We start from the raw sequence: 23,724 nt of genomic DNA, 5'->3' as shown, positions 1-23,724 counted from the left end.
GCAGGACGCAGTTGTTTCAAATCAGGTACGTTGACTGGTTTTCAGAACTCGTAAGACCCACAGGGATCCAATGACCTGCAGCCCGATAGCGGTAAAGGTCGCACCACGACCCCAGGCAGACGCCATCAGGGTTGTCAGGTAAGTGGGATCGCGTAACACGAAGAACCCGAGGATCAACGGCGGTAACGAAATCATCAAAACCGCTGTCGCGCGGCTACCGGCGGTCGCGGTGCGTAGACGTCCCAGGAACAGCATACGGTCACGGATGGTACGGGCCAGACGCTCCAGCACCTTCACCAGGTCTCCCCCGGTTTCCTGATGGACGATCAGGGCCATCGAGAGAATGTTCAAACTGGCAACCCCGGTCCGTTCATACAGACCATCCAGGGCCGCTCTCATGGAAACACCCATCTGCAGTCGACGGGAAGCTTCCTGAAGTTCGGTTCCCAGGGGCGCGGGAGTCTTTGCAGACACATTCACGAAACAGTGAGTCAGGCTGCGTCCTGTTTTCGCGGCACGAGCCAGCTCGTCAATCATATCGGAAAGTTGTTCGTTAATTTGTTTCTGACGGCGTCCACGTTGGTAAAAAAGATAGCCGATCGGCGCCAGTCCACCAGCCATAAAGGCGATTGAAGTCGACAGAAAGTTTTCCTGAATGATGTAGATCAGTCCGCCAAACAGGACTGAACTCAGCAGACAGAAGAACAGAATTATTGCCGGATTGGCCTGTACGCCGGAGTGCACGATCAACTCGTCAAAACCGCCGTTCAGCCGGTTGCTCAACTGGGTCGAATCCGGAACTGCGTAGCGGTCCCGGTCACGCAGGATGTCGCTGAAATCGGCTGCGCTAGCAGAGCTGCTGGGATTCAGTGTGGCATCAGTTGCCATGATTAGCTCTCCTGTTCATTCTGCTGGTCGTTCTGACTGCCAGACAGTGGCAGTTCCCGGGCATGGAACAGATCAGTATTTTCATTGAAGTTGGTCTGGGTTAACCAGTTCAGAGTCAGCGGCTGATGGCCGGTCGCATAGAAGTTGCCATGCACGGTTCCGTCCGGATCAACACTGGTAATACGGTAGACAAACAGGTCTTCCACCATGTATTCGCCGTTTTGATATCCGATCAGTTCCGAAATACGCATCACTTTACGTTCCCCGTTTGGCAGACGGGTGATGTGTACCAAGAGATGGATCGCGGAGGCGATGTACCGCCGGGCAATCGCGTTCGGAAGTTCTGCCCCGGAAAGGGCGATCATCAACTCAAGACGGTCCAGGGCGTCACGCGTATCGTTCGCGTGGACGGTACTCATGGAACCATCGTGACCGGTATTCATCGCCTGCAGCATTTCCAGAACTTCACCGCCGCGGGATTCGCCGACGATGATGCGGTCAGGACGCATTCGCAGTGAGTTCTTCAACAGCTCACGCTGGTTGATTTCACCCTGACCTTCAATGTTGGAAGGTCGGGCTTCAAGCGAAACCACGTCCGGCTGCTGCAGCTGGAGTTCTGATGTCTGTTCAATCGTCACAATACGTTCGCGGTTGGTGATGTAACGACTCAGGTTATTCAAGAGAGTCGTTTTACCGGCACCGGTACCACCACTGATCAGAATATTCAGTCGACCTTTGACGGCCATTTCCAGGAAGGTTGCCATGTCCGGTGCGAGTGAGCCCATCTGAACCATGTCATCAAATAAGAGAGCCTGGGTCCGGAAACGACGAATGGAAAGTGTAGGGCCCTTCAAAGCCAGGGGAGGGATTACCGCGTTCAGACGGGAACCGTCCGGCAGCTTGGCGTCGACCATCGGTGAAACTTCATCGATACGACGTCCAGCCCGTCCCACCAGACGGTGGATCAGCTGCAGCAGGTGTTCGTCATCGGCAAAACTGATATCGGTCTCTTCCAGCAGACCCCGGCGTTCCACGAAGACCCGATCGGCTCCGTTGACCAGCACATCGCTGACTTCCGGATCGCTCATCAGAGGTTCCAGTGGACCAAAGCCATAAATTTCATCCAGGATCTCCCGCACCATGATATCGCGGTTCTTCTGATCCAGTGCGATATCCTGCTGCATGCAGAGATGTTCGGCGAGGCCGCGCAGTTTCTGACGCAGGTCGGCTTCCGGCAGCTCACCCGCTTTGGAAAAGTCGATCGCATCCACCATCTGCCGATGCAGTCTGGTTTTCAGACGCTGAAAGGCTTTGCGGGAATCCGCAGAGGAATTGGCCACAGGAGTTTCACTTTGTAAAACCATAATTCATCTCCACCCTTACTGGGTCAGATAAAGCTTGTAAATATATTTGTTTTGATTTGATTCTTTCAGGCCGGCAGTCTGTCCGACCTTATTCACAGTCTGCTCAATTTTCTGGACCGGCTGATTAAGGCTGGCCTCATCTTCAGGAGCCGCCAGTACGACGGAACGTGAAGACAGCACACCAGGTTGCAGAATGATTTCACAAGCCTGGTTATCCAGCCGCTGGACTGCCATTATCCGACCGCCCACCATATTGGTGCAGAAAGCAGTCCCTTCAAACGAACCGGACTGTTGTTCCAGTTGATCGTATAAAAAGCAGATGCGGCACTGGCCGATCATTTCCTGAAACGCATCCTGCTCACCATTTTCGATATTCGGGCTGCACTTCACGGGCAGCGGACCGGCATCGAAGAGCAGTTCGCCCTGGAATTGCTTCAGGTTTTTGCGGGTCAGTCCCGACAGAATCTGCTGTATCACGATATCTGTATTGAAGTGAGAACCGAAATCCAGAATCTGCATATTGGCATCACTGATCTCACCCCGCCGGGGTTTCCCCGTCAGAAGGATCTCCGGAATGCCGTCAGATCCTTTGGAGACCGTTTTGGTTTCCGGATCGTAGCGGTACTCATCTTTTCCCTGTTTCTGATCGATCTGCAGTTCCCAGGTCTGTGTATGCTTGCCCGAAGGGTCCGTTTTCAGGATCGCCAGGGGGTATGCGGGGGCCGCTACGTTTTCAAAAGGACGAACACCCCGGACATGGTTGTCGAGTGTGGCCTGAATCTGGGCTCCCGCTGTTCCCGCATGGGAACGGGTCAGGTCTGACAGAAACTCAGCCACCGGATTGGCAATCCGGCCGGGAGATTGTGTCTGAATCTGAATACTCCGCGGTTCATGATCTGTTTGCAGAAAACGACGAACTCCTGTTTCAACCACCGGTACCGATTTACCAAACAGTAAATTCTCATCTTTGGTCAACTTGATGCCGACCTGCTGGCCCGCAACTGAGTTTAGTTTCAGGGCCTCATTGGCAGAATGCTCGGCCCGCTGCATCAACGTCTCATAGTCCGGCTGATCCTTGATCAGTTCATCCGAAACCATTTCATGACCAGCGGCCAGGACTGCTGTTTCGATGCAGGTCGTCACTTCCAGAGACGCTGCATCCAGCCAGAGCCGATTGATGATCAGCGCAATCCCTGCCAGCACGACCAGCAGCACGCCGGCTGCCAGAGGGGTGATCACCCCTCGTCGCTGATGCGCAGTTCGGATTGTCTGAAGACGTCGCATGAGTTACGAATTCAATCTAAGGAAACAGGATAAAGATTTCAGCCAAGACGCTGGTTCGCTTAACGTCCCACTGACGGATTCTGCGGATACACACTGCGGGCATAAGATCCCTGCTGACGCATTGGACCACCCGGATAATTGGCTGGAGCCTGTCCCTGCTGTTGCTGCTGCTGGGCTGTCGGTCCATAGGAATTCTGAGCAGGAGGTGCCTGCTGACGTCGTGGTGCACTGATGGAATCACTGTCCAGGTCAGAACCGTTACCACCGCCCCAGTATGGATCCAGATAGCCGCCTGAATTGAAACCACGACCACCTCCACGGATATTTGAGTCGTAGTCACCGACCCGCAGTCCGTTCTGGTCAAACCGGTTCACGCTGCGACTCGTACCATAGTAGCCTTCGACTACGAAGGGTTCTGGCGGATCTTTTTCTTTAGGCTTTTCAGGGGTTTTGAGGCCCAGAATTTCATAGAGAGTTGCTTTGTCTGCATTGCTGACAGCTACACCACCATCCCCTTTGCCTTCCGGGGTATAACTCATGGTGATCGCACCACGGTCGCGGGCCAGAATCATGATGTTAGCCTGTTCGGGCGTCAGTTCCAGAGTCACGTTGGTTCCCCGACGGGAGTTACTGATCTGGGTATAACTGCGGTTGATTGCGATCACTCGCACCCCTTTAAACAGGGTCAATGTCATCCCGCCGTTCATGCGTCTGTCGTTGTTCAATCCACTGGGGGTCATGTGCACGTCGACATATTCACCCGGCTTGATCAGGCCATCGACCAGATCGACCGAAGATTCGAGCGGTACGGAAATCGCCCGCATGCCCGGTTCCACTTTCAGTGGGGGTGTTTCACCAGCGGGGTAGAGCTGACTCGTGGAAATCGGGGTCGCTGCAGGAATGCGTTCCTTAACAACACGGCCCACGATGACTTTATTCGAAGTCATCATTTCCGGCTTCAGGTTTTTGATGGCGATCGGACCCAGACCGAGGTGTTCTTCGGTGACAAGGGTACCCGGCTCCAGCTCACTGATGGCCATGGGAATGTTTCGAGTTGCCACTGGCGGAGCTTCTTCTTTTCCTGCCAACAGTCTTTTACCGATATATGCTGCAATCAGGACACCGAAGACGCCAAACATCAACAGAGTCACTTTTGCAGGGGTCAGGCTTTTCACCGGATCAGTCTCCCGTATTTTAAATCAGCGAGGCAACCGCCTGGCTTCTAATCTTTCCCTCCCGTTACTTCGTCGGAGGGGTTTACGAATTCTTCCAATGTTTACTTTTCGAGCAGGTTCCCGAGGGAAGCCTACTCTTTAATCATTCTTGTTTCCGAGTACAGGTTCTGCCCCTTGAGGTTATAACCCACGGGCCAGAGCAGGTTGGGTGATGCGAGTGTCATGGGGATACTTACCGCCACCATGACCACATCACCCGAATGTTTTCCCATTTCTGTTTTAATCACGGCTCCCTGTCCCAGTTGAGGAGGCAGAATTTTTTTGACTTCCGCTTCCACATTCTGCTGGGTGATGCCGGGCATGGTTGCCAGGCGGGCACCGATTCGGCTGGCTTCGACCACATCCGCCCGCGCGTAAAACAGGAGCGTAAACTCCACCAGCGCGAACAGAACGATTGCGAAGATCGGCAGAACCAGAGCCAGTTCCATGCTCAGGAATCCGCGACGTTTCAATCGCCGTTGTTTGTTTTGTTTGCGTTTGACTCTCATAGCAGAAATGCTTTCCTCAATTTCTTCTGGCTATGTGTGACCGTTTTGCAGGCTTACAGAACCGCTGCTTTGATAATCATCCAGGTTGTGACGCTCCAGGTCGCCAGAACCACGGGCAGAGCGAACGGCATGATTCCCCGTTCCAGTTTCTGTTTTTCTGTCTCTGCGACGTATTTCTTTTTCTTGCCTTTAAACTGTTTCCCGGTCGCCAGGTATTTCTCTTTGGTTTTTCGGGCACCTTTGGTTACCACACTCCAGAACAGCACCAGCAGCGTTCCTGCCAGCACGAATACGGTGCCGACAATCATCACGGCAATCGTTGCTCTGAAGCCCAGCCACATGGACAGGGCACCCATCATTTTCACATCACCGGCGGCACCACTGCCTGCCATCCAGATCAGAAAGAAGATGCCGAATCCAGCAATGAATCCGAGGAACCCATACAGCAGTCCTTCCCAGCCATTGAAGGCCAGCTGGTAAACGATTCCCAGCACAAAGAAGGGGACTGTCAGCACGTTGTAGATTTTGCGCGACTTATAGTCAGTGATGGCAGCGATGATCGTGAAGATCCCCACGCTGATAGCCATGACATACAGTGATAATTGGGTGAGCGGAAAATCCATCGGTTATCTTTTCAATCAAGTAGTCTGGTTTTGGGATTTCTGCCAATTCAGGCAACTCATATACGTATTAGTTCCAGTCTGTCACATGACAGCAGATGTTGAAAATATACCTCACGTTTCTCTCCTGAAACTTTCAATCTGAAAAAAATCCACACCTTCTCCGCTCTGCCTGTTTTCAAAAAGCGACACCAATCCGGGGAATCATTGCGATCACTGAAACCGACATAATCATCGCAGACAGGAGAACCCGTTGTGCACTGTTTAAATCCAGGTGCCTCCCAAAAGCAGGTTATCTCGGATCAGCGACTGTGACCACTGGCTAACTGAAATGAGTCACCTAAATCGTTATGAGCGTTGAGACTTCTCCACTGGTATTTCCTCCCGCCGGTCAGGGGAGAAGATTTCGCGAAGAGCACAAAGAATTGTGAAATCGTAATCCTGACGGTTCGCGCTGCGCTGTACGATTCATAAAATAGGTAAAACCCGCTGAAGTGGTACGATCCGCATCATCGGACCGAATTTGCAGGTTTTTCCCTGCTTGCTGAACGGACCAGACGGAATCAGTGTCAGGAATAGCGACACTTACGCAGAATATCACGAGTCAAATGTGTTTCACGGAAGGATCAACAGTGCATTCCACGGAATTGCTTGAGGTAGCAGAGACCGCAGCTCGAAAGGGAGCAAAATGTCTGCAGGACTGGGTCAACGAATTTCGCGTTTCAGAAAAGGGACGTGCCGATCTGGTCACCGACGCCGACTTCGCTTCTCAAAAAGCGATCGTTGAGCATATCACCACACACTATCCCGATCATAAGATGCTGGGCGAAGAGGGACTGACCCGGCACGAAGGGGACTCAGGGTACCGCTGGGTGATCGATCCTCTGGATGGAACATCCAATTACGTACATGGCTTCCCCTACTACTGCGTCTCCATCGGCCTGGAGTATCAGGGAGATCTCATTCTGGGAGTGGTCTATGATCCCAATCGGGATGAGCTCTTTTCCGCGCTGGAGGGACACGGAGCGAAACTGAACGGAACACCCATTTCACCTTCCCGCATTCCCTCCATGGATCAGGCCATGCTGGTAGCCAGTCTGCCTGTCGGCACCAATGGACGAGATGTCTCCATTGATCGATTTCTGAAAGTGCTTCCAGCAGCACAGACACTGCAACGTACCGGATCTGCGGCTTTGAATCTCTGTTACGTTTCTGCGGGTCGTATCGAAGGTTACTGGTCCAGTAATCTGAAGCCCTGGGATATGGCAGCAGGGGTCCTGATCTGCAGAGAGGCGGGCGGCCTGGTGACCTCAATTGAGGATGCCAGTTTCACCATCGAAAACCCCAGTATCCTGGCGACAAATGGAACAAACATTCATTCTGATTTACAGTCATTGCTTACAACATAGGTTTTTTGGGCAGCTTTGAGATTACTGCTTTAATGTCCCCAAAAGACGACGTATGATAATAAGGGTCAACAGCATTTCTGATAACACAGGGTATACGTCTGAATACAAATGGGCTGGTTGCAGGCTGACCAGACCAAATTCGTCAGCATAAGCGGATGGAGCCGCCTGATGTCGAATTGATTCAGAGGTTTTCTGCTCCCAAAGTTGGGGATCAATTGACGAACATGTCACAGCTGAAACGTTTCATCTTAGTCGCAGCGGGTCTATGCGGGCTTTGCATGCTGCTTCCATTGGAGTACGTGCATGCACAATCTCCAGGGAGTGGTAGTTCTGCGCCTATGGAACGGCCTGCTTCTCCTGCGTTTGACAGAACACTACCTAATTCCAGCCAGCCTGTGTCATCTGATAAGCAGAACGGCACACCCCCTTCGGCAGCAGAACCGACAGGCAAACCGGCTGCAGAGGAAGCAACTCAACAGGGGCTCTATATTCGTGGAGCCGATGGCCAGTTTTTACCACTGCCCAATCTCAACCTGGATCAGGTTCTGGAATATTTGAAACAGAAACAGACTCCCCAGACGACACCCTCGCCTGAGTATGCTGTCTCCTCCGTTTCGCTGCAGGGGAACATCAAAGAAGACCGTGCAATTCTTGATGCCCGCCTCGTGATCCTGATCAACGAAGCAGACCAGTGGGTCCGCGTGCCTCTGAAACTGAATGAATCCATTTTCCTTAAGACGAATTATAACGGTGCTGGTGAGTCGAGCCCGGGCGGTTTCAACCGGACAGATGGTTATCTCTGGTGGTTCAAAGGCAAGGGAACTCACGAACTCAATCTGACATTGAGCGTGTCCCTCAAACAACAACTGCCTTCCCGGCGTCTGCAGCTGGTCTTACCCCAGACCGCAGTCAGTAACCTTAAACTAACCGTTCCACTGCCCCAGATCAGCCTCGAAGTTCCTACGGGAGTCGCCGTTTCCAAAAAGTCACTGGATGACGATCAGAGCCAGATAGAACTGTTCGGCCTGGGGGAACAGTTGGATCTGTCCTGGCAGCCAATCCCCGACGAGAAAAAAGTTGATACGGTTCTTCAAGCTGAGACATTAATCACGACTGATTTCACAACCGATTCGGTATTACTCAATGCGACACAGTCCATCAAAGCCCTGACCGGTAGTTTTCAAAATGTGCAGGTCAAACTTCCCGAATCATTCCGACTGCTGGATGTGAAATGTGATGGCTATAAGAGCCATAAAGTGATCAAAGACAATCTGGTGGAAGTCTCACTGATTGAGCCCACGGTCGGACCGATAGAAGTGCAGTGGACGCTGGAAACTGATTTCCCCGAACAGAGCGGGAAATTCCTGATCGACGGATTCGAAGTCAGCCGTGCCAAGCGACAGACCGGCTTGATCGATATCCAGACACTGGACGGGTATCGTATCTTTCGCATGGAAGGTCAGAACCGGTCGGTATATCAAATCAAAGCCAATCAGAAAGATCTGGACAGTTCCTATCGCTTCCTGAAACAGCCTTTCCAGTTACCGCTGAATATCGAGCGGGTGAAACCCTACTTTTCTGCAAAACCGTTTTACCTCGTGCAGATGTTTGGTAACCGGGCAGAACTGGATGCCCGCGTGCAGATCAATGTCTTTCAGGGTGCCCTGGATAAAGTTTCGCTCGACTGGCCCAATCGGACAGAGGAAGGCTGGGAGCTCGAACTGATGCAGGAGCCTTCGCTGACAGAAGCCATCGTGGTCGATCCCTCACAGCCCAATCGGGTGAATATCAATCTGTTGAAACGATCCAAGGGAACTTTCGAAATCACGTTTCGAGCTCGACGTCCCGTGATTGCTGACCGTGAACCCTTCAGCTTTACCTTACCCGAAATCAAAGCACCCAGCCTGTCAGCCACTTCACTGGTCATCGCCAATGATACGAATGTTGTGACCGACCTGACACCGGCTCCCAAAACGCAGGTGATCTCGTCTCCCTCAGCCCAACTCAAAGAGTTTGAATTGCCTGCAGAAGTTCAGAATCTGCGTAAGACTGAATACCAGATCCAGCCGGGCCCCAATGAGTTTTCAGCGATCGTCTCGATTCACAATCAGCAGATCACCGCCAACAGCAACGCCCTTCTGGAACTTGATGGTTCCGAGATTCGGGTCGAACAGGAAATACAATATCAGATCGAATACGATCCCCTCTCCGAAATCCGTCTCCGCGTCCCACAGGCGCTGAGGAACCGGGTCAACTTCTACCTGGATAACGAACAGAATCCACTGGTTCCGACCTGGACCTCGGACGATACCGATCCGGTACAAAATGCCCGGCTCTCTCTTCGCAGCAAACAGCTGGGCCCCGTTAAAATTACGGCCGTCTATCTTCTGCCCCAGGATTCCCAGGCTGAGCTCAACGTACCTCTGATTCGTTCTGATGATGTTCCATTTACGGAAAGTCAGTTTGAGTTATCTCTCTCCAATGAGGAAGATACACAGTACCTGGAAGTCTCCAGCCTGAATGACGCCTGGCAGCAGCAACTGGGAATGAATAACATCGCCTTCTGGCGAGCCGTCGATCCCCAGGCTGACATTAGCCTCAAGTTGAAAAAAAGTGATACCGGTTCATTATTCTCTTACTCGATCAGCCAGGCCTGGATTGACTGCAGCCTGGATGCCGCTGGATCATATCTGGCACGGGCCCAGTATCAGTTTCCTGTATCTCCACGCACATTGGCATTTCGCCTGCCGGAGAACGCGGGCATCAAAATCGAAGCGGTCTGGTGGAATAATCAGCGAGTCACAGAGAACCTGGTACAGCAGGGGCAGTCAACCGAATTTCAGCTGATGCTGCCTGCACCCAAGGAAAAAGAAACCACTCCTCATATCCTGACAATCGACTACGGTTCAACGCGGCACCAGCGCGATTCTCAATTCAGTCCGCTGTCGGTTGTCGCTCCTGAATTCGTAAATAATCTCTGGGTGGAGAAGACGTTCTGGAAAGTCAATCTGCCCAGCAACGAGCATCTGTTTACAATTCCCCGCGGCTATACTCCACAGTTCAGCTGGGTTCACCAGGGAGTCTTCTGGTCACGCGAATTTGCAGGCGAAGATGAGATTCCGGTAAAACTGAAGAATACACCACCCGAACGACAGGACTTCCTCGGCGTGAACCATTATCAGTTCTATCGGCTGGGGCCTGCCACGAGCCTGCAGTTTCAGGCATTGTCCCGTTCGATGATCGTCTTCATCGGAGCCGGAACAGCCCTCCTGCTCGGCTTCATCCTGATGAGTATCTCCGTATTACGCAGCATGCTGGTTCTTCTGGTTATGACCACCGTCGTTTCTGCAGTTGCCCTCTGGTACACCGCTCCTGTGGAAGTATTGCTGCAACCTGCCGTGTTCGGTTTACTATTGGCAATTGTGGCTGCTCTGATTAACGGGACTTCCCGCAAACGCAAGGAGACCAGACTGCTCACGATGTCGGCACCAAGTGACTTTATTCCGCCGCCTTCCTTCTCAGAGCGAATTCATCCTTCCGAGGTCGATCCGGAAGATATTACAGCAGTGCGTCCGGGATCTGAAATTGTGGACAAACCCGTCTCTTCCTCGGAAGCCGGGGCGAACCGATGACAGCGGTTCGATCTGTTTTTACAAGCGAGCGCTTGCGCATCCCCCGGTTCTGGATGTGGTTTACCATACTCAGCAGTGTTCTGGTGCTGAACCAGTTACCCGCTGCTGAACCACAGACCGTCGACCTTTCTCCCCTGGCACGGATCAGAGAAGTCACGGTGCCCGGGCAGGACCCTTCGCGCTGGCCGGCAGGCAACTGGTATCCGGTACCACTCAAAAAGTATGCAGCCCTCAAAGCGGCAGCCCTGAAGAAAAAGAATACGCCCCCCAATTCCTGGATCCAGCAGGCGACATATACAGCCACGCTGAAGGGGGATCACCTGGTGGACGGGCAGTTGACCTGGGTGATGCATTGCTCCCGCAATGAGCCGGGATTTATCGATCTTTCGCATTTGAATCTGGCGGTTCATGAACTTAAATGGGGAAATCAGCAGGCGGTCTGGGGACTGGCCCCCGATCAGCGCACCTTACTGCTCGTCGATCACTTCAGTGAAGATCTCACGGGCAGCTGGAGTCTTAAGGGCAGGCAGCAACCGCTGCGTACGGAATTTCAGTTTGAACTTCCGGAAACGGTGGTTTCACAGGTTCATTTAAAGATTCCCAGGGGGAAAGTGTTGACCACTACTGTGGGGTACGTAAGTGGTCCCTTAAAGGCAGACGACCCTCAATACGATTTGTGGCAGATCGAACTGGGGGGACAATCCGCATTCAAAGTGACCGTCCATCAGGCGGAGAAGCCGCAAAGTGCACCACAGCAGATACTGTATCACCAGTTTGCTCAAGTGGGAGTTCGCGAAGACGGTCTGCGGCTCAGAGAAGATTTTCAGATTGAAGTTCTTAATACCCCGGTCCAAAAGCTCGAATTCGAGGCACCCACCGAATACGAGATCTATTCGGTGAATCTGGGTAACGATCTTTCTCTTCCCTTTGAGGTCAAAAAACAACAGGGGAAACAACTGGTCGTTGTCGATCTGATTGATCCGCTGCTGGGGATCAGCCGCCCCCTGTCAATCCGGGCGCTGAGCTCTCCCTCGCTGGAGAATGAGATCGAAATTCCACGACTGAAAATAAAGCAGGCACACTTCCTGGGGGGAACCGTTCACCTGGATATCTCATCGCCCCTGGAAACACATGCGATTCGCTCATCCGATTTAAGGCAGACCGGTGTCCTGATTCAGGACGAGCAGGGGGAAGCCTACGATTTTAAACAGTATTCCCCCGACGCCAGACTTTCTTATCAGCTGGCCCTCCCTGATCTGAACCTGTCGGCTAAAGTGCACAGCCTGGTGCAGATCGAAGAGAAAAGCTGGCGTTTGAAAACACGCATTAACTGGTCTTCAGCCGCTGGTTCCACGTATCGGCTGGAAGCTATGATTCCCGCTGGTTGGGAGATTACCCAGGTCAGTAGTCCCGCAGAAAGCAGTTCAGGGAATCTGGTCTGGGACGTGGAACGAAGTGAAAAACAACAGAAACTGAGCGTACGACTTCCCGTCTCTGTCTCACCCGAAGCACCGTACACACTGGAGATCCAGGCTCGCAGGCTGGTTCCCGTTGCAACCCGCAACATGAATCTGTTTGGCGTCAAACCGCTCGGATGTTACAGCGTGGATCGGGTTCTGGAAATCTCTGCTCCCGAACAGGTCGCCTTGCTCTTTCAGCCCGATAAGGAAGTGCAGGAACTGACTACCGCAGAGTTGCCTGCCAGTTGGAAATTTCCGGCCGTGAATCAGGACGATTCCCGTTATTTCCATCTCTCTCCTTATTCTGGAACTCACTGGGGAAGCCTGAGGCGTTCCGATCTGGAACAGAAGTTTGAAGTCGTTGCCAGTTCCTATATCGCGTTGAATGACAAGTCGATCCAGGAAAACTTCATTCTGAACTGTCTGCCTCCGGTTGGCGGGATTCAGCGGGTGTTGGTTTATCTGTCTGAACCTGGTCCGCCAGTGGAATGGACTTTACCCGCCAGCAGTGGATTACAAACCAGGCTCTCCATCAAAAAACTGCCAGTCTCTGCACATCAGAAATGGTATCTCCCCAACCTGGGAGAACTCTGGGAGCTCTCTTTTACGGCTCCTGTATTCAAAGAGATCGAAATACGGGGAGAGCGTCAGCGACCGTTTGGTAAAAACGTGCGTGCTTCTCTGGTCTTCGCACCGCAGGCTCAGCCGTTCCAGGGAGTCGTGCGGGTTCTCAATTCGAATGAACTCAATCTGCGTATGAAAACGGAGGGGCTTCTGCTTCCTCCGGATTCACAGGAACGAACCAGTAACCAGCGCAATCAGCGAAACTATGAATGGAACTACGAGCAGCCTCTCGGATCTCTGACGATTACCCGGGCTTCCGATTTGCCAGAGAACGCACTCGAGCAGGGAACCGCTACACTCGTGATCGACTCCCGGCTGGGGCACGGGAATGGCGAACCGGACGTGCATGAGGCTACGATTACACTGGATCTGTCCAAAACATTTGAAGATAAATTTCTGTTCCGGTTTCCGGCTGCGGTAAAACTGATCTCTACTTCTGTCAACGATCGCCGCATCACACCGATCGAGGCAGAAGGCCAGTTTCTGGTTCCGCTGTTCGACCAGTTGGACACGTATCGAATTACGATTCACTACCAGACCCAGGCACCGGAAAACCAGTTGACCGCTTCCAGACAGATTCCATTCCCGCAGATCAATCAACGAGTCTTGGAGACAGACTGGAATTTCATCGTTCCCAAAGGAATCCGCCTGCTCAGTGGACCAGTAAATATGGTGCTGCAGGAACCTCTGCCGGCTGAATCATTAACTCGCCGCTTTCTGGGAGTGCTGGGTAGAGAGTCTACCGCAAACTCGACTGAAGGGACTGAGTGGAATGCCCTGGTCTTATTTCCGGTGAGCTTCGGTACTCTGGAGACAACGAATATCACGGAATCTGGGATTCTCTCCTGGATGATGCTGCTTTTAACTCTGTTCTGCGGATTGTTGCTGCGAATATTCCGCGTTGGTTTACGGGATAAAATCTGTATCGTGGTGGCATTGAGTGCTCTGTTGCTTTCCTGGAACCTGTCTTACCCACTGGCCCAGATATCGGGGAGTTGCTTTACCGGTCTGTTGATCGTGATGTTGATTCCCCGCCGGTTCCTTAGACAGGAAATCGTCAAACCGATTGAAGATCAGAGTACGAAAGCCTACGAGCAACCTCTGTCATCAATGTATTCCGCTGCCCGGCTGCTGCTGTTTGTCGTACTGGGCTATTCCGTAGCGATCGCTCATGCTCAGAATGGGGCAGGACCTGGCCAGACATTAGACAGTCGCCGCACTGTTACACTGAATGAAATGGTTCTGTTACCGGAATCCTCAGATACGTCGCGCGAGACTTACGCCTATCTGAGTCCGCAACTGCTGCAGGTATTGGAAAACTTCGTCAATGAAGCTGCTCAGCCGCAATATCTTCTCTCAGCGGCTCATTACCAGGGGGAGATTCAGGATAATCAGCTGTTAACACTCCAGGCCCGCTTCAGTGTTGAAATTCCCTCGGAACGTACGGAGGTGAAGATTCAACTCCCCATTCAGGGGGGGAATCTGAGCGGACCGGAATCCTGCCGCGTTGACGGTAAGGTGGTTCCGGTGTTACTGGCGGCTGATGGTCAGAGTATTCTGGTAACGGTTGATAATGAAGTCCCGCCTGCAACAAATTCCAGGTCAGCATCAGATGGGCCTGTAGAAGCAGTTCGACCTGTACTGCCTTATTCCTATCAGAAACATGAGATCGAACTGACGCTGCATCCCGCAGTCAGGTTCAGTGCAAATGGCGGACAGTTTGAACTGGCGATTCCGCCTGTAGCCACCAATGATTTTGTGTGTGCGTTTCACGAACCGGTTCAACTCGTCGAACTCTTTGAATCAACGGGGATTTCACGTTATCAGCTGGGGAGAAAGAAAGAGTTTTCTACCTTCTTCAAAGAAAACAGGCAACTCAAGCTGAAGTGGTTTAATAACCGGGACTCAGAGGTCAGCCCCTTGAATCTGTCAGCATCGGTTTTGACCAACGCCGATATTTCTCCGTCACTGATTCGCATGGATGTGCAGGTGAAATACAATGTGCTGAACGGAAAAGTCGATTACCTGTTCTGGAAACTACCCGTAGGTACAATTGTCCGCAGCATCAAAGTAGCGGGCATGACAGTCACGCCTGCCATCACCAGATCTGAAGATGGTAAGCAGGAAGAACTGCTGCTTGAATTGTCGGAATCGAAAGAAGGAGAGTTCATCGTCGATGCGGTACTCGAATTGCCCGTCAATTATGGATTAGACTCCGTCACTCTGCCTCCACTCGATTTCAGCTCTGGCAAGCTGGACTCGCAATCTGCCACCATCAAAATCAATTCCTGGCAGGTAGGCGTCCGAACTGGCCCTGAGTTCGATATTGAACAGGCAGGGGCATTGCCCGAAGGGGTGCTTTCGATTTCGTCCAAGACGCCCAGTAAACAGATTGAAAGCAGTATTCTCAAGTCTTCCGCTCTGCTGTTTCAGCTCAACCAGCCTGCCCAGATCGCATTGAAGCTGATCCCCAAAAATCCACAGCGATCAGCACGGGTCAATCAGTCGCTGGTCGTAAATCAGAAGAACATCGACTGGACCTTTGCTGCAGAATTGCGCATCAGCCAGGCACCGGCATTCCGGCATACCCTGATCGTGCCCGAGGCCCTGCGGATTGAATCCCTCTCAGTCAAAGAAGAAGATGTGGAACGTCTGGCACACTGGCATCGTATCGGCAACCGCATCACGCTGTTCCTCAAAAATAAAACATCCGGTTTGCAGGATCTGACACTCAAAGGCTGGCTGCCGGTTCGGAAGATGGGAAGCATGTCTATTCCCAATATTCAGATTGTAGATGTAACCGTTGATGACTCAATTCTGACATTGTTCAAAAAGCCTCAGGTTGATGTGAAACTGGTTTCATCCAATTATCGAACTCTGCAGGACGAGGCACCACAGCCTGCATCCGCAGAACACTCGACTCTGGTAGGCCGCTATCAGATGCTGAATTCCGACTCGGGGCCGATTCAACTCTCGCTCAAGCCGCGTAATTCGGTGACAACCGTTGATACCCTGACCATTGTAGATGCTCTGGAAGATCATCGGATGGAATTGACGCAGACACTCAGATTTACTCAACCTGTGGGTGAGGTTCAGAAACCGCAGATCCTGATTCCCGCTGAGTATGGCGATGAATTTTCACTGGACGGTATGCCTTTTGAACTGCTCGACAAAATGGCTGATGGACTCCAGCGTGTTGAACTGGATCCGACTGGTTCTCCGACACGTGAAAAGACAGTCACCGTCCGGGGAACCATTATTAAACCTCTGGGAGAACTCACAATTCCTCCCGTAATCCTGGAGAATGCCCAGGGACAAAATCACTATCTGCTGCTGTCTGACAATCAGGAGTTTAAGCTGGCAGACAAAAAACTGCGGAAACCATTAGCAGCTGACCAGATACCACGTTGGGTTCAGGCCCGTTGTGATTCAGCACCGCACTTCGACTGTAATCGAGTATTCTCTACCACCCAGCTTCCCTGGCGGCTGACTCCTGAAAACCAGAAAGAAGGAGTCGCGAATGCAGAGTCCATTCCTTTTATGGAAACGGAAATCATCCTGAGCAATCAGGATTTCGTCCACGGACTGACGCATATCAGACTGTTTAACCAGACCAGCCGTGCACTCACTCTCACCTGGCCGGGTAAAACCAAACTGATGGCCGTACTGATTAACGGCGAAAACGATACAACGCTTAAACAGGATACCGGAACGCTGGAAATTCCCCTCAATGGGGGACCGCAGTTTTATAACATCACATTGTTCTGGGAATCGTATCAGATTGAGCATGAGTATTTCGTGGATCATGTCTGGCTGGAGACACCACGACCGGTTAACTTCCCGGTGGATCAGAATCTGGTCAAAATCGTAACCTCAGAAAATCACCGCACGTTTCTAACCGACTATGTGAACCCGTTTACCTATTATGCAGACAAGCTCGAAGCTCAAATCAAAATTGCCGGAATCGAACTGGAACTCTCAGAGGATGGCTTCATCTCTCCCGAAACCTGGGATTCCATTTCACGCGAATACAATGAGCTGGAATCAATCGCGACCGACTCTCGACAGCAGCGGGATGCTGTCAGCGACGAGTTAAACCGCTTTGCCGATTTACGGGAACGGGTCTTTTTCCTCAGGCAATACGTGGACTCTGACCAGAAAGCCAGATCGGCCCCCGATTCCTTCGTCAGTCAGTTTCACCAGAAACTGGAGCCGGTCTCGGCCAGTAAGATCCGTTACTATGCCGGACCACTGAACAGCGACTCCGACACAGTTCCTCTCTCAGCCTGGGTGATCCCGAATCTGTATCTCAACTTCATCCTGGGAGGACTGGGCTTGCTGATCCTGTTGCCGATTCTGGGGCGATGTGTGCAGTCTCGTTCGGCTGACTGGTTGAATCTGCACCCCGCAGTTGCCTTGCTGGTGCTGGGAGCCATCTGGCTATTCTTCCTCTCACCCGTTTATCTGGGACTGTTTATTTTAGCCACGGCGGTTCTGATGGCATATCGCGACCGGGAACCGGAGATCCAGGAATCAAATCATTCCGTAGCCAGTTCTACGGGAATTCCCAGCGCTCAAGAATAAGCGTCCTTAAATCCGGTCCAGGCTGTCGGCCCAGCGACCAATTTCTTCGAGAAATGGTTTCTCAGGATACTCACCCGGTTGCTGATCATTTTTAATGAGTTGAAACACCGTGGGGTAATTCATCTCGCGGATCAGGTCCAGCCGGGGTTGAAGTAGCTGGTTCAAAGGATTGTGAGCATTCAGAGCAAAGTACAGGCTCAATGGATAATCCGGATCGGTTTCCGGTGGTCGGCTTTTGAGAGACCCTTCGGTGACTGCAACACCCCGAAACAGTTCTCGATATTTAAATGCGAGATCAAAAGCGAAATCAGCTCCGTCAGCATGGCTCAGCAGGAAGATCCGGGTAGGATCAATGTCATACCGCTGCTGCATCGACTTCACAACTGCCTCTACAAACTCCGTTTCATCCCGGTTCCAGCGAATCACATCCTCCGCCGTTGGCCCGACGATGATGATCCCCCGCTGCTCGCAGATACTCTTCCATTCATTGAAGATGGTCGACTCCATTGTGTTTCCGGGAGGATGAATCCAGACCATCAAACCGTACTCGTAGTCAGGATGATAATTCTCTGGCACATAGGCCCAGTAACTCGAATCACTGCCAGGCAGTTTTTCTTTGTAGTGCCCTGCTTTGATCTTCTGCGTTTTATTTTCCTGGGCGGTCCGGGAGGGGATCGCCTGTGTGGGGATTTCTGCGGGAACGGCATCGGGAGTCTTCTGCAGTTTGACGTCCAGTTTCACTGGTTTCTCATCTCGTGAAATCAGCAGGGATGCCTGATCTTCAGGACGCAGATGGTTTACCAGAAATGCCAGCATTTCCGCACTGGTAACTTTCTGCTGATTAAATTCCAGGATTTGATCTTTGGCTTTCACACCGGCTTTCTGAGCAGCGGAATCGGGAATTACATAGCGTACACCGACGCCGGGCGTTGTCTGATTCTGAGCCTCTCTGACAGGGAGAATCCCCAGGAAGCCGGATTCGAAGGGTACCAGTTTTTCTGTCAGAGTGGCTTTGAAGGTTAACGGCTCTTTGGCTCCTTCACGGGTCACGGTCAGGCTGACTGTGTCGCCTGCGTACAGGCTCATCAGGACCGATTTCACCTCGGAGTGCAACGCCACCGGTTTGTCGTTCAACTTGATAAGCGTGTCCCCTGCTTTGAGCCCCGCTTCCTGTGCAGGGCTACCATAACGGACGCGATCCAGATTCATTTCGGTCGAGAGATCCCCTTTGCCACTCAAGGTGATTCCCAGCAGCCCGGGATGCAGATCCTTACCGGTATTCAGACGGGGGATGACTTTCAATACGTCGGTCATGGGGATCGCAAAGCCGATCCCAGAGTCATACCATTCGACTCCTGCCGTCTCTCCTGTTGCACCGGGAGAAAGTGGAACGAGGATGCCCATCAGCCGTCCCTGAATATCAACGAGGGGACCACCATAATTGATGGGAGAAATCTTGGCATCGGTCTGGATCGCCTTCCCCCAGATACGTTCCAGGGCGCTGACAATGCCAACAGAGATGCTGGGCTGATCCAGCTCAAAGGTGCGTCCCAGCGCGATCGACCACATTCCGACCTGCAGATCTTTTTCCGGGACAGCAGTCGGAATCGGCAGATTATCCGCTTCAATTTTAAGCAGGGTCAGCATTCGCAGATGATCGGTAGCCACAACGACGGCAGGGAAGCGACGCCCATCGGGTAGTGTTACCAGGATTGAGGACGGCTTGCCGATGAAGTTGAAGGCGCTGGAGATAATCAGACCATCCCGGCTGACGACGACTCCTGATGTCGGGCCGGTGCCGGTAATCAGTTTTCCTACCCGGTCCTGTCCGCCCACCGTTTCGATACGTACGATGGACGGGTTCATCAGCGCTGCAGCCTGTTTAAAGGCACGTTCTTCCAGGCTCTCCAGATCAGAGGCAGGAGGCTGGGCCGGCAGGGGAGAATTCCCCAGACCGCACACGATCCAGAACAGCAGCAGCGACAGAATTAAATGTCTTCTCATAACAGGGGTATCACTCTTTTATTTTTTTTTCGGGCGGGACCTGGAGTTCGACGGCAACCAGCTGGTTTTCTCTGCGGACGACCAGCCTGACGGTATCGCCGGCTTCCAGTTTCCCCAGCTCAGATTTGAGGGTTTTACAGGACTTGATCAATTCATCATTTACAAAGACCACCAGGTCGTCGGGTTTAAGACCTGCCTGCGCGACCTGGGAACCGGGGAGCACAGTGTCAATAAAAGCGGGGGTGCGAAATAAGACATCGGGGACCATGACCAGACCAAAATCAATCGGTTTGTAACGTTCAACGATGGAAGGTTCCGGTTCATTCTGGTCTTCGCTGGATTCGAATTTGCCGGTCACGATCTGCCTGATGCTTTTACTCAGCACATCGATGGGCAGGGAATAATTCACCCAGGTATTTGTCTTGGCGTTACGTACCTGTTTGCCAATCATCCCCAGCAGTTTGCCATCATAGGTCATGATCACCCCGCCCGCCGCTCCAGGGTTATTTGTGATCGCGTCAACTACATATACATCACCTGTGTAAGAAAGCTCGAAGGCACCTCTCCGCCGGGGCAGATCGGTGCGGGCTTCAATGACGCCGTGCAGCACGGAGACCGGTTCGTCTCCCGTAGCGACACGAAACATGTTACTGAAACCCAGGATCCGTGTGCCTGCACCTGCAGTCGCTTTTTCTTCATAATTGAAGTAAGGCAGATTCAGGTCGCGTTCTGATTTGAGTTTAATGATCGCCAGATCCAGGTGAGGTTCGGCTCCGAGGACTTCCGCTTCATAACGTCTCCCATCGTGCAGTACGACAGACAACTGGTCCGTATCCAGCACTGGACTCCAGATGGTGGCAATATGACCTTCTGGAGAAACTAAAAAGCCGGTACTGTAGCCGTATAGGTTTTTAACTCCCCCCGCCCCAAAGATTTTGACCAGGCGTGGCAGGGCATACTGAATCGTCTCGCGTGAAGAGGCATCCAACCTATGCACGGGAACCAAGAGTGCTCCCAGCAGACAGATACAGATCAGGATTGGTTTGATTAATTTAGCTTGATTCACAGAGTATTTACTTTCGTCACGAAAGGATGCTATTTCCCGCTGGCGTCCGTGGTTTCCAGTTTCAGTCGATCAATTTTCAATTTCATCACAGGACGGTTTTCGTACTGGACATCAAGCTCACCCGGAAATTTCTGTCCGTTGAGTGTGCGAAACTGTTCAAAGCGGATTGAACAGGGTTCTGAATTCTCCGTCAGGTAGAAATCACATCCACGTAGCGAAAGGTCCGACTTGTTGAAATACCAGCGGGAGATGGTGCCGGTTTGTGTGGCTACCATAACGTCGACCATCTCGTTTTTTCCATCCAGAGGTTCGCTGCCCAGATAATAGAAATCCGTAAACCGATCTGTCTGTCCGGAGAGTAAGAGACGGAAGTGATGCAAGGCTGCCAGCAGTCCGCCTGTTCCTGGAGGCTCGTCGACAGGCATCCCTGTTTCCAGTGATTGCAGGAAGACGTCATTACCCGATTCCAGGCCGATCCCTTTGTCAGCCAGCGTGAGTGTGAAGTCTGCTCCGTTATCCAGTTTGCCGATCAGAGTCCAGTTGCCTTTGCGATCAGCGAAGTTACTGTGAGCGTGCAGCGCCTGTAACAGACGCTCTTGTTGCTGTTGATTGAAGTAATAATTGGTGAAACCGGTTTTGGGAACATACAGATGTTTGTACTGTTCCGGCGGTGCAGGGGGAGCGGGATGCCCATGAGGCACAGGGATCGGCATTTTCGGCTGTTTGGGATCCTCGTCGTCCGGTTTTTCCTCAGGGAGCATCTTGGGCGAACTGACATGTTCCTGGAGTTCCGCAGCCGTGTGCAGAGGCTGCAGGCGCACGTAAATTTTCGTTTTCTGCTCATCTCGACGATAGACCAGAGGCAATGTCCAGCCTGCAGGGTAAATCCCCAGGATATTCTTGAACTGGTTCACACTGCGGATCGGGCGACCGGCGAAGGAGACGATCTCATCTCCCAGCCTCAGCCCTTTGCGATAGGCGTCTGAGTCTTCCAGGATCTCAGCTACATCCACTTTGGCGTCAAAGCCGGTCGCCACGGTGGCTCCCAGCGACGCATGGTCGACAATTCGGCCGCTCTTGAGATGATCCCAGAAGTGTTTGATCTGATTGATCGAAATCGCGTAGCCGGCTCCCGAATTGACGCGTCCCCTCTTTTCAAACGAGCCACGACCATTGATGCCGATCAACTCACCCTGGTCATTGAACAGGGGGCCGCCCGAGTTTCCAGGGTTGATGGATGAGTCTACCTGGATGCAGTCAGTGTATTCCAGGAATGTTCCAGCCGGGTACTGGTAGCGATGTACGCCGCTCACAATCCCATAGGTAATGGTCGGCTGGAAATCCGTTGCCAGCAGGAACGGGTTACCCATCGCGTAGGCCCAGTCACCCACCTGCACCGTGTCGCTGTTCCCCAGTTTCGCGACGGGAAAATCATTACGGCCCAGCAGTTTGATCAAAGCCACATCCCCGGTCGGGTCAATGGAGACAATGACAGCGTCATACAGCTTACCGTCATTCAGCCCACACTTCATGAAGTTACCCGCGCCGGAAACGACGTGGAAGTTGGTCAGCGCGTAGCCATCAGGAGTGACGAGAACTCCCGAGCCACCTCCATCACCAGCACCACCGAAGATGGCAACCACTGAAGGAGAGACTGCTTTGATGACATCAATTCGCTGCTTCTGGGCAGCCAGTACGGCTGGATCTACATTCGAAGTGTCAGCTGACGCGGGAGCCTGGCAGAGCAGGCCGATGATCAACAGCGCACAGACAAAAACGTTCTGCATTGATTTCCCTTATCATTCAGGACCGCGGTAGACCAACCCGTTTTCGGGAGAGTCATCAACGAATCCGGGTTATTTAATCAGGCGGGCATTACACAGGTCCAGGTGATCGCAGATCTCCAGGTTATCTCCAAAATCAACCAGGATCTCCAGGTCACGGACGCCACTGACATCCAGATCTAAATCGACAGGTGAGTCAGAACTTTTCACATTGCCAGCGAAGAGCGTACGGCCATTGCCTTTAATTTCCACATATACAAAACCGATACCGGGGACCGAGTCATCAATTCCCATGACAGCCCGGAAACGGCGGTAATCGTCTTTGAGTCGATACTGCAGCAGGGTTTTGGAATGAATATAGAGTCCCCGTGAGTATTCTTTGCCACCCACACGCAGCGGTCCTCCATCGCGATGTTTGTCACGGCGATACTTCCAGACCGTGTCGAAGAAGGGGGTGTATTCAATGTTACGTGGTTCCAGATCGGACAGGTAACGTACCTTTCCCTGGCTGAAATCGAGATTCGCGATTACCGAAGGAGCAAGCCTGGTGCGGGCTCCTGTCTGCAGAGTGGCTTCGAAATCTGTTCCGTTATAAGAAATCGCTGAAGCCTGCAGGGTGCCTTCATCGGTCAGCTTGATTGAACAGAAGGGCGTCGTCTCTGTTGTCGCTGGACGAGCATAAATAATACCGAAGACCCGCTGACGATTGACGGGGACTTCATCTTCACCGGCAAAGAACTGAATCCGGTCAGCGGTGATATTGCCAACAACACCATCAATGTAGTCGAGCACATTTTCTTTCTGGACGACCAGCAGATCCTTACTATGTTTTCCGTTAAGCAGTTTGTCCCATGATTTCTGAAGATCGGAATTCAGGGCTCCGAAGCGAACGGATGTGACCGCTTTGGTAGGAACAGTCAAGCTTCCCGTCTGCTCCCCCTGCAGAACAGTCTCCCGATCATTACTCTTCAGATCCTGAATCGGAAAGCGGGAACCATCTGTCAGCCGCACCATTAGGGGGGATTCGAGTGTGCGTTGAAAGCGATTCTGCGGGAACCGTACATTCAACACACCTGAGAGAGGATACTGTCGATCATCCTGCCCCTGTTTCAGCTGGATCGTCCCCTGGTTCAATGACTGCAACTGACCAGAAACGCTCGTTCCCGTCAGAGAGGTCACTTCGACTCCAGGGGAAGCTGCCAGCAGCATGGTCATGGTGGCACAAAACAGGGAATGCATAAACGTCTCCAGTATTCTATTAAAATCGCGGCGAAATACGGTC

13 protein-coding genes are annotated in these 23,724 nt (G+C 52.3%); 3 read left to right on the top strand and 10 right to left on the bottom strand.

The window, feature by feature from the left end:
• Window positions 1-21 precede the first annotated feature (21 nt).
• The 6 genes from FYZ48_RS14355 to FYZ48_RS14330 form a co-directional block, all read right to left on the bottom strand.
• On the bottom strand, window positions 22-888 hold the full coding sequence (locus FYZ48_RS14355; RefSeq protein WP_149341499.1) for a type II secretion system F family protein: 867 nt from the start codon (window positions 886-888) through the stop codon (window positions 22-24).
• A 2-nt stretch (window positions 889-890) separates the two neighbouring features.
• The gene (locus FYZ48_RS14350; RefSeq protein ID WP_145181177.1) at window positions 891-2,252 is read right to left on the bottom strand and encodes a CpaF family protein; all 1,362 of its coding nucleotides are present in this window, start codon (window positions 2,250-2,252) and stop codon (window positions 891-893) included.
• Between the two features lie 15 nt (window positions 2,253-2,267).
• Window positions 2,268-3,536, bottom strand: a complete 1,269-nt coding sequence (locus FYZ48_RS14345; protein WP_149341497.1) for a hypothetical protein — start codon at window positions 3,534-3,536, stop codon at window positions 2,268-2,270.
• Between the two features lie 59 nt (window positions 3,537-3,595).
• Complete coding sequence (gene cpaB, locus FYZ48_RS14340) at window positions 3,596-4,711, bottom strand: Flp pilus assembly protein CpaB (protein WP_149341494.1); 1,116 nt, start codon at window positions 4,709-4,711, stop codon at window positions 3,596-3,598.
• Between the two features lie 131 nt (window positions 4,712-4,842).
• Window positions 4,843-5,259, bottom strand: a complete 417-nt coding sequence (locus FYZ48_RS14335; protein WP_149341492.1) for a TadE/TadG family type IV pilus assembly protein — start codon at window positions 5,257-5,259, stop codon at window positions 4,843-4,845.
• A 53-nt stretch (window positions 5,260-5,312) separates the two neighbouring features.
• The gene (locus FYZ48_RS14330) at window positions 5,313-5,882 is read right to left on the bottom strand and encodes an A24 family peptidase (RefSeq protein ID WP_149341490.1); all 570 of its coding nucleotides are present in this window, start codon (window positions 5,880-5,882) and stop codon (window positions 5,313-5,315) included.
• 629 nt (window positions 5,883-6,511) lie between these two features.
• Between FYZ48_RS14330 and FYZ48_RS14325 the strand changes: the two genes are divergently transcribed.
• From FYZ48_RS14325 to FYZ48_RS14315, 3 genes are all read left to right on the top strand, one after another.
• Entirely contained in the window at window positions 6,512-7,288 is a 777-nt protein-coding gene (locus FYZ48_RS14325) for an inositol monophosphatase family protein (RefSeq protein ID WP_145037269.1), read from the top strand.
• Between the two features lie 278 nt (window positions 7,289-7,566).
• Window positions 7,567-10,920, top strand: a complete 3,354-nt coding sequence (locus FYZ48_RS14320) for a hypothetical protein (protein WP_187782026.1) — start codon at window positions 7,567-7,569, stop codon at window positions 10,918-10,920.
• A gap of 83 nt (window positions 10,921-11,003) precedes the next feature.
• Window positions 11,004-17,588, top strand: coding sequence for a hypothetical protein (locus FYZ48_RS14315; RefSeq protein WP_149341486.1), 6,585 nt, complete (start codon window positions 11,004-11,006; stop codon window positions 17,586-17,588).
• Window positions 17,589-17,594: 6 nt separating this feature from the next.
• On the opposite strand, the gene FYZ48_RS14310 is transcribed toward FYZ48_RS14315, so the two are convergent.
• The 4 genes from FYZ48_RS14310 to FYZ48_RS14295 all read right to left on the bottom strand — a co-directional run bounded on the left by FYZ48_RS14310 (window position 17,595) and on the right by FYZ48_RS14295 (window position 23,681).
• On the bottom strand, window positions 17,595-19,592 hold the full coding sequence (locus FYZ48_RS14310) for a PDZ domain-containing protein (protein WP_149341484.1): 1,998 nt from the start codon (window positions 19,590-19,592) through the stop codon (window positions 17,595-17,597).
• A 10-nt stretch (window positions 19,593-19,602) separates the two neighbouring features.
• A complete protein-coding gene (locus tag FYZ48_RS14305) occupies window positions 19,603-20,658 on the bottom strand; it encodes a S1C family serine protease (protein WP_149341482.1) in 1,056 nt (351 codons plus the stop codon).
• Between the two features lie 29 nt (window positions 20,659-20,687).
• Window positions 20,688-22,445: a S1C family serine protease gene (locus FYZ48_RS14300; RefSeq protein ID WP_149341480.1), complete on the bottom strand. Its 1,758-nt coding sequence runs from the start codon at window positions 22,443-22,445 to the stop codon at window positions 20,688-20,690.
• A gap of 69 nt (window positions 22,446-22,514) precedes the next feature.
• Window positions 22,515-23,681: an NPCBM/NEW2 domain-containing protein gene (locus FYZ48_RS14295; RefSeq protein ID WP_149341478.1), complete on the bottom strand. Its 1,167-nt coding sequence runs from the start codon at window positions 23,679-23,681 to the stop codon at window positions 22,515-22,517.
• Window positions 23,682-23,724: the final 43 nt, after the last annotated feature.

Origin of the sequence: Gimesia chilikensis (assembly GCF_008329715.1) — a bacterium.
In the GTDB taxonomy this organism is placed as follows: domain Bacteria; phylum Planctomycetota; class Planctomycetia; order Planctomycetales; family Planctomycetaceae; genus Gimesia; species Gimesia chilikensis.
This window is presented reverse-complemented; position numbering and strand designations above follow the sequence as displayed.